Raw genomic sequence first — 7,147 nt, forward strand, 5'->3', positions numbered from 1 at the left:
GCCGCACGATGAAGAGCAAAAGTTAGCATGATCGTTACCATGTTCGGGAGTCACATAGGAGATCAGATCCTGGAAATCGGGAAAAGTGCCAATCAGTTCACAATATTTGTGTATAAGAGTCAGGTTCTGCACTGCTGGCACTGGCTTTGCCTTCCCACAACAGCTTGCCTGTTCGAAGATCGACCAGGCGCGCACTGGCTGTGACCACGGTTTCACTGGACACAACCAGATAGCTGGTGCCGTAATTCTGGATGTCCAGATACAAGGCTGTGTCGGCACCATAGATCTCGTGCAGCTTCTTGATCGGCAGCGCATGAATGTCAGCCGCTTCCGTCACACCATTTTGACGGAAAGTCTCATTGGTGACGGCGACGGGCAGCACATAGTAGCCAGATTCAGCCAGCGGGAGTGTGATTTGGGATTGCAGGCTTGCCCCGGCTTTGACATCGGGTGAGTGGTTCAACGGTGGCAATACCAGAATAGAGGTCGGTTTGCTCTCTTTGAACGCGGTGTAATCGTAAGACGGGCGCTGTGCGCAACCAGCCAGCAGAAGGGTGGCGAACATCAGTAAGAAGAGGGCGGGCATCTTCATTGGGTAGCCCCTTTTTTGTTGGACATCAGGAAGTTCATAAAGGGAGCCGATTCCGGGAACAGACGTTTTTCTGTCTCAAAATGCTGGCGGGTTTCTGTATCTTTGCCCAGCTGGGCATATAGCATGCCTAAATGGGCATGGAAACCGGGGGGAACTGCCTGCCCTTTGGCACTTGCCTCTTGCTGGTTCTTCTCAAGCGCAGAGATCTGTTCCTCTACGCTGGTTTCGGTGCCCTGCATGTTTTGATAGACAACCGGCTGGTACTGATCCCAGTTATAGAGAGAACGCGGCGCCTGAGCACACGCAGTCAATAGCAGGGCCGCAGCCAACAGGGTGAATAGCTTGAACTGTTTCATTTTTATTCTTCCTACTGAGCCGGATGCCAGGCGCCGGTCTCAATACCGTTCACCAGATTGTTGACTGCTTCGCGAATGGCCAAGTCCAGCACTTTGCCATTCAGGGTTGAGTCATAGCTTGCGGTGCCGCCAAAACCTATGATTTCACGATTGGACAATTCGTATTCACCGGCTCCTTGGGCAGAAAATACGACTTCGGAGGTGGTGACATTGACAATGTTGAGGTTGACCTTGGCATAGGCAATCTGGGATTTGCCGCGACCCAGGATGCCGAACAGCTGGTGGTCACCGACCTCTTTGCGGCCAAATTCAGTGACGTCACCGGTGACCACGTAGTCAGCCCCTTTGAGGGCTTGAGCTTGTGTCTTGATTCCCGCTTCAGCCCTGATCTCATCCATGTTGTCACGATCCAGCACACTGAAACGGCCGGTTTGCTGCAGGTGGGTAATCAAGACGGTTTTCGCCTGGCTGCCCAGTCGATCCACGCCATCGGAGAAAATGCCGCGCATGTAGCTGGAGCGGTTATCAAATTTCCCCACGGCAATCGGGCTGCGAGGGCCTTGATAGTGGCTCTGGTAGGAGGCAACTTTGGGGACATCCAGAGTACGAGAGGATTCGCTGGCACAACCAACCAACAAATTCGCCATCAGGATGACACCGCATGAAACAACGAACTTATTCATATAACGTCCCGTTTAATAAGGAAAAAACAGCGACGGACTCTAGCATGGTTCGCTGCGAAGAAAGTGCCCCGGATGGGGGGCTGGTCAGTTCAATAACTGAGCATTCAGTTAGTTTGTACCGGCAAAGGGATGGCGTGGCCTGTCAGCGGCAGTGAAACACCTCTTCCAGCGCATCCACCACGGCGCGTACCCGGCTGGCCTTCTGCAGGTCGGGGTGGAGCACCAGCCAGATGTCGACCGGATCGCTGTGGGTGGGCAGGACGCGTACCAGCTCGGCTTCTCTATCTGCCAGAAAGGTGGAGATGGAGAGCAGGGCTATCCCCAGTCCTTGGCGGGCCGCCGCCAGCAACAGCAGCTGGGCATTGCACTGCAGCACTACGTTCGGTTCGTGCAGCGGCTCCCCGCACAGGCTGTGCCAGTGGCGTGAGACCAGCTCCTTGGCAAACAGTAGCAGGGGGCGTGCCGTTGCGGGCCAGATAGTCGCGAGAGGCGTAGAGCCCCATTTCTATGGTGGTGAGCCAATTGCTGGGGATGCGGGATCTCGGCCTGTTCGGTTATCTGATCGCGGCTTATATGGTGCTCTCCGGCCTTTGCCAGCTCTGGGCCCGCCGCCTCGATGCTCGCCATACCCTGCAGAGCGGTTGCCTGGCGCTGGTACTTTGCGTGCTGTTATTTATCGGCGCCGTGCACGTCCAGTCGCTCTGGCTGGCGGGGCTTGGGCTGCTGGTGGCCGGTTATGCTCAAGGCGCTGTGTTTGTTGGCAGCGCGACCCTGGTCAATTGCATCGCCCCCAGTTCCAGCCATGCTCGGCTGGTGTCGCTCTTCTATGTGATTGCCTATGTGGCGAACTGGGTGCCTGTGCTGCTGGGCTGGGTGAGTGACAGTGTCGGCCTGCGGGCTGCGGTGGATCTGCTCGCCGCCGGTAGCATTCTGATCAGCCTGGGGTTGGCCTGGGGAGTATCACGCAGTCGTTTCGAGCGGGCTGCGATTTAATCGGTTTACCCATCAATCGGCCAGTAACACGCCTTTGGCATCCAGATGGTGCATTCATTCACGCAGGATCGGCAGTACGGTGGCAAAGCGTAGCCCTTTGGGCAGATGGGACACCGCCAGCGGGTGTGGCTGTGCCATGATGCTGAACTCCTGTGTTGTAAACCTGTTCTCATTCTGCCCTTGATACTTCCGCCGTTGCCGTTGGGCGAGCACATTTTCTGCGCGTCACATCTCACTTTGATGCAAACCCCTTGCAAAAAAATCCACAGATGGCAGTCTAGATGTCCAAATGGTAGATGCCGTTTCGCTATCCTCAGATGATTCAGGAGTTCAGATATGGATATTCGCACCGCTCCCCGCGCCATCGCGCTCGCCCTCATGCTGGCCAGCGGCATTGCCGCCGCCAACGAAGCGCTGGTGATCCAGACCGATTTCGGTCTCAAAGATGGCGCCGTATCGGCTATGAAGGGAGTCGCCTTCGGAGTGGATCGCAACTTGCCGCTCTATGACTTGACCCACGAGATCCCGGCCTACAACATTTGGGAAGCCTCTTACCGTCTCTACCAGACCTTGCAGTATTGGCCCAAAGGCACTGTGTTTGTCAGCGTGGTGGATCCTGGCGTGGGCACCGACCGCCACTCGGTGGTGCTTAAGACCAAGAGCGGCCACTACATCGTCACCCCGGATAACGGCACCTTGACGCTGGTGGCCGAGCACTTTGGCATCGAGGCGGTGCGCCAGATCGATGAGAAACTCAATCGCCTCAAGGGCTCCGAGAAGTCCTATACCTTCCATGGCCGCGATGTGTATGCCTACACAGGTGCACGGCTTGCCTCCGGTGCCATCAGCTACGAGCAGGTTGGCCCCAAACTGCCCGCCGAAGTGGTGAAGATCCCCTATCAGCCAGCAGTTGCTGACAAGGATGGCACCCTCAAGGGCACCATCCCGATCCTCGATGTGCAGTACGGCAATGTCTGGACCAATATCGATGATGCCCTGCTGACCCAGGCGGGGATCAACAAGGGAGACAGCGCCTGCATCAAGATCAGCGAAGGGGATGCGGTCAAGTTCGACGGCAAGGCGCCCTATGTCAGCAGCTTTGGCGATGTAGCAGAAGGCCAGCCGCTGATCTACCTCAACAGCCTGCTGCAGGTGTCGGTTGCCCTCAATATGGATAGCTTCGCCGCCAAGCATCAGGTGCAGTCGGGCGCCAACTGGCATATCAGCCTGAAGAAGTGCTCCTGATCCGTACAGATATAAGCAGAGATAGAAATAGCAACGGGCGCTTCGGCGCCCGTTTGGTTGTCTGATAATAAAGAAACGGATCAGAACTCGTTCGAGAGTGCCTTGTACCCTTTGACCAGATCGATATTGGTGTGGGCTACGTCCTCGGAGAACTCGGTGGCATCCACTGTGACTCTGGGGATCTCGGCCAGATCGCTCTGCTGGTTGATGCGGGTGGTGGAGGGCACATAGAAGCCGGGCGGCAGATCGCAACCATCCACCACCGAGTTGTGGCGTACCACTGAACCTTCACCTATGTGGCAGTTGAACAGTACGCTGTTGAAGCCGATGAAGACCCGGTTACCGACTTCGCACGGGCCGTGCACGATTGAGCGATGGGCGATGGAAGTGTACTCGCCTATGGTGACGGCGGCACCGGACTTGGAGTGGATCACCACCCCGTCCTGAATGTTGGAGTTGGCGCCGATGACGATGGGTTCCATCTCGCCGTTGGCATCCACCTCGTCGGCGCGGATCACCGCATAGGGGCCGACAAACACATTTTCCTTGATGATCACCTTGCCACAGATGATGGCAGTCTTGTCGATATAGGCTGATTCGTCGATGACCGGCAGGTGGCCGGAAGGATTCTTGCGGATCATGTTACATCCTGTTGAAGATGAAGTCGGGATGGGAAAAAAGGCGAGGCCACAGGCCTGCCGGTGGGTCAGCTTACGCCTGTGGGCGGGGAGGGGGAACCCCTGACTGGTCTGACCCTTGGGGTCGTGCACGTATTTTGTCGGGGTGTTCCCGACGCGCAAATTATGGGAGCATGATTTCTGCCGAACGGGCCGTGTGGCCCGCCTGGTACTCTTTTGATATAACGCTGGATACCCAAGATGAAGAAGATTGTTGTCCTGCTCGGCACCCTGCTTTTCTCCCCCTTGTTCTCTTCTGCCGTGCAGGCCAAGGGGGAGGCGGGCGAGTTTGACTATTATGCCCTGGCGTTCTCCTGGTCGCCGGAGCATTGCGCCGTCAAGCCGGCCGATCGGGACCAATGTTCCCGCCAGCTGGGATTCGTGCTGCACGGCCTCTGGCCCCAGTATCAGCGTGGCTACCCGAGCAGCTGTTCCCGCGAGCGGCTGGATCCCGACATGGAGCAGCAGTTTGCCGGGCTCTATCCCAGCCGTTTCCTCTATCGCCATGAGTGGGAGAAGCACGGCACCTGCTCCGGCCTCGACCAGCCGCAGTACCATCAGCTGGCCAGCGACTTGCGTCAGAAGGTGAAGATCCCGGCCGTTTATCAGTCGCCGACAGATCCCCTGCGCAAGAGCCTCTTCCAGCTCAAGGCCGATCTGGCGAGCGCCAACGATTGGCTGGCCCCCGATAACATCACGGTGGCTTGCGCCGACTGTGGTCGCTTCTTGCGGGAGGTTTACCTCTGCATCAACAAGGCGGGGACGGATGCCGTCACCTGTTCCGACGAGATGCAAAAGCGTGAACTGCGCTCCTGCGGTCAGCCGGATTTCTTGCTGCGCAGCGTGCGCTGATCACTTTTTCTCTTCATCAGGTTCCTTGTGGGCCTGATGAACACATACCGTCATCGGAAAGGAGTCTGGTCAATGACTGACATGAAACAGTTCTCGGCACAGGAACGAAGCTTGCTGCTTGGGGTGAAAGGGGTCGGTCCCACCGTCATCGGGCGGCTTGAACAGCTGGGCTACCACACACTGAGCGAGCTGGCCGAGGCGGACACGGGCCACATAGTGCAGCTGGTGGCCAGCATGCTGGGATCGACTTGCTGGCAGAACAGTCCGCAGGCCCGCGGTGCCATCGATGGCGCCATAGCGCTGGCGCGCAGCCAGGTTGTAGCCGACGTCCTTTCGTCTCCTGAGCGGGTGGCCGGGTTATGAGCCTGTTCGCCGATCTGGGATTGCGTTATCCCATCATTCAGGCCCCCATGGCGGGTGTGCAAAACAGTGCACTGGCGCTGACCGTCACAGGAGCGGGTTGTCTGGGCTCCTTGCCGGCTGCCATGCTCAGCCCGACCGAACTGGCGAATGAATTGGCACGGTTTGCCGCCAGTGGTCTGGGGCCGTTCAACATCAACTTCTTCTGCCATCGGCAAACTGAGCCGGATCCGATCGCTCTCACCGGTTGGCAGCAGACCCTGGCACCTTACTACGCCGAGTTCGGGGTGAATGCCGAGGCCACGGTGACGACGCCCAGTCGCGCCCCGTTCAACACCGAGCATGCCGCCATCCTGGCCGAGTTCAACCCCGCTGTGGTCAGTTTCCATTTCGGCCTGCCCGAGCCGAGCCTGTTGGCCCGGGTGAAAGCTATGGGGGCAAAAGTGTTTGCCAGTGCGACCACAGTAGCAGAAGCGCAGTGGTTGGCGCGCCATGGTGCCGATGCCATAATAGCGCAGGGTCTGGAGGCGGGCGGCCATCGCGGCCACTTCCTCAATGAGGATCTCGCCTTGCAGCAAGGCACCTTTACCTTGCTGCCACAGATAGTGGCCGCAGTGGATCTGCCCGTCATCGCCGCCGGTGGCATAGTTGATGGCAAGGGGATCAGGGCCGCCCTGGCGTTGGGGGCCAGCGCTGTCCAGATGGGAACTGCCTTCCTTTGCTGTCATGAGGCGACAACCTCTGCCCTGCATCGCGCGGCTATTCAGTCGACTCAGGGCCAGCACACGGCCCTGACCAACTTGTACAGTGGTCGTCCGGCAAGGGGAATTATCAATCGGCTGATGCGGGAGCTGGTCCCGCTTTCGCTATCGGCCCCTGGCTTCCCCCATGCCAGTGGTGCGCTGGTACCACTGCGCGCTGCGGCGGAGAAGGCTGGCGACCATGGCTTCTCGCCATTGTGGGCGGGGCAGAATGTGTCGGGATGCCATGACCTCCCGGCCGCGGCGTTGATCGCAGCATGGGTGAAAGAAGCGGGCCTGGCATGATCGCTTCTTTATATAGGTAGATGAGCGGGGGAATCGGTATGCGAGGAGGCACTTCCAGCGGCTAAACGCGGGCCACTCATGAGGCTAAACGTACCGTTTTACGGCATTTCTGTGGATAAGTTTGTATAAAAGCTGTGGTTGGTTATGAATAACTAAATAAGTGCCGATTTTTGCAGTTTTATTGCATCGCGGCCCTTGCCAACGCGATCAATCTCTCTATAATGCGCCACATCGACAGGGCAAGCGGCAACGCAGTTAAGCCAGTCGGTGCCTCGAAAAGCCCTTGAAAATAAGGCTTGACTCGAGAAGGCGGTTGAGTAGAATTCCACTCCCGCAGCAACAC

9 protein-coding genes and 2 pseudogenes are annotated in these 7,147 nt (G+C 57.9%); 5 read left to right on the forward strand and 6 right to left on the reverse strand.

Annotated features, from left to right (window positions below; genetic code table 11):
* Positions 1 to 97: 97 nt before the first annotated feature.
* The 4 genes and pseudogenes from GWQ22_RS20405 to GWQ22_RS20420 form a co-directional block, all read right to left on the reverse strand.
* Positions 98 to 592: a GNA1162 family protein gene (locus GWQ22_RS20405; protein ID WP_275931475.1), complete on the reverse strand. Its 495-nt coding sequence runs from the start codon at positions 590 to 592 to the stop codon at positions 98 to 100.
* Positions 589 to 948 carry a DUF4810 domain-containing protein gene (locus tag GWQ22_RS20410; protein ID WP_108535797.1) on the reverse strand — a complete coding sequence of 120 codons (360 nt, stop codon included), beginning with the start codon at positions 946 to 948 and terminating at the stop codon, positions 589 to 591. Before GWQ22_RS20410 ends, GWQ22_RS20405 begins: the two co-directional genes overlap by 4 nt.
* 11 nt (positions 949 to 959) lie before the next feature.
* On the reverse strand, positions 960 to 1,631 hold the full coding sequence (locus GWQ22_RS20415) for a CsgG/HfaB family protein (RefSeq protein WP_275931476.1): 672 nt from the start codon (positions 1,629 to 1,631) through the stop codon (positions 960 to 962).
* Between the two features lie 142 nt (positions 1,632 to 1,773).
* Positions 1,774 to 2,149: pseudogene (locus GWQ22_RS20420) on the reverse strand (LysR substrate-binding domain-containing protein); the annotation flags it as partial.
* Here GWQ22_RS20420 and GWQ22_RS20425 point away from each other — a divergent pair.
* Positions 2,148 to 2,624: pseudogene (locus GWQ22_RS20425) on the forward strand (MFS transporter); the annotation flags it as partial. The pseudogenes GWQ22_RS20420 and GWQ22_RS20425 sit on opposite strands and share 2 nt — an antisense overlap.
* Positions 2,625 to 2,960: 336 nt before the next feature.
* On the forward strand, positions 2,961 to 3,869 hold the full coding sequence (locus GWQ22_RS20430) for an S-adenosyl-l-methionine hydroxide adenosyltransferase family protein (protein WP_275931478.1): 909 nt from the start codon (positions 2,961 to 2,963) through the stop codon (positions 3,867 to 3,869).
* An 80-nt stretch (positions 3,870 to 3,949) separates the two neighbouring features.
* Here the strand turns inward: GWQ22_RS20430 and GWQ22_RS20435 are convergent, their stop codons facing one another.
* Positions 3,950 to 4,510: a carbonate dehydratase gene (locus GWQ22_RS20435; RefSeq protein WP_042038913.1), complete on the reverse strand. Its 561-nt coding sequence runs from the start codon at positions 4,508 to 4,510 to the stop codon at positions 3,950 to 3,952.
* Between the two features lie 237 nt (positions 4,511 to 4,747).
* Here GWQ22_RS20435 and GWQ22_RS20440 point away from each other — a divergent pair, with 237 nt between their 5' ends.
* The 3 genes from GWQ22_RS20440 (at position 4,748) to GWQ22_RS20450 (ending at position 6,804) form a co-directional block, all read left to right on the forward strand.
* The gene (locus tag GWQ22_RS20440) at positions 4,748 to 5,398 is read left to right on the forward strand and encodes a ribonuclease (RefSeq protein WP_275931479.1); all 651 of its coding nucleotides are present in this window, start codon (positions 4,748 to 4,750) and stop codon (positions 5,396 to 5,398) included.
* A gap of 72 nt (positions 5,399 to 5,470) precedes the next feature.
* Entirely contained in the window at positions 5,471 to 5,761 is a 291-nt protein-coding gene (locus tag GWQ22_RS20445) for a helix-hairpin-helix domain-containing protein (protein ID WP_275931480.1), read from the forward strand.
* Complete coding sequence (locus tag GWQ22_RS20450; protein ID WP_275931481.1) at positions 5,758 to 6,804, forward strand: nitronate monooxygenase; 1,047 nt, start codon at positions 5,758 to 5,760, stop codon at positions 6,802 to 6,804. The genes GWQ22_RS20445 and GWQ22_RS20450 overlap by 4 nt, the downstream gene beginning before the upstream one ends.
* A gap of 152 nt (positions 6,805 to 6,956) precedes the next feature.
* Here GWQ22_RS20450 and GWQ22_RS20455 read toward each other — a convergent pair.
* On the reverse strand, positions 6,957 to 7,147 hold a 191-nt coding region (locus GWQ22_RS20455), incomplete at its 5' end, for a hypothetical protein (RefSeq protein ID WP_275931482.1).

Origin of the sequence: Aeromonas sp. 1HA1, from assembly GCF_029237385.1 — a bacterium.
Classification (GTDB): Bacteria; Pseudomonadota; Gammaproteobacteria; order Enterobacterales; family Aeromonadaceae; genus Aeromonas; species Aeromonas popoffii.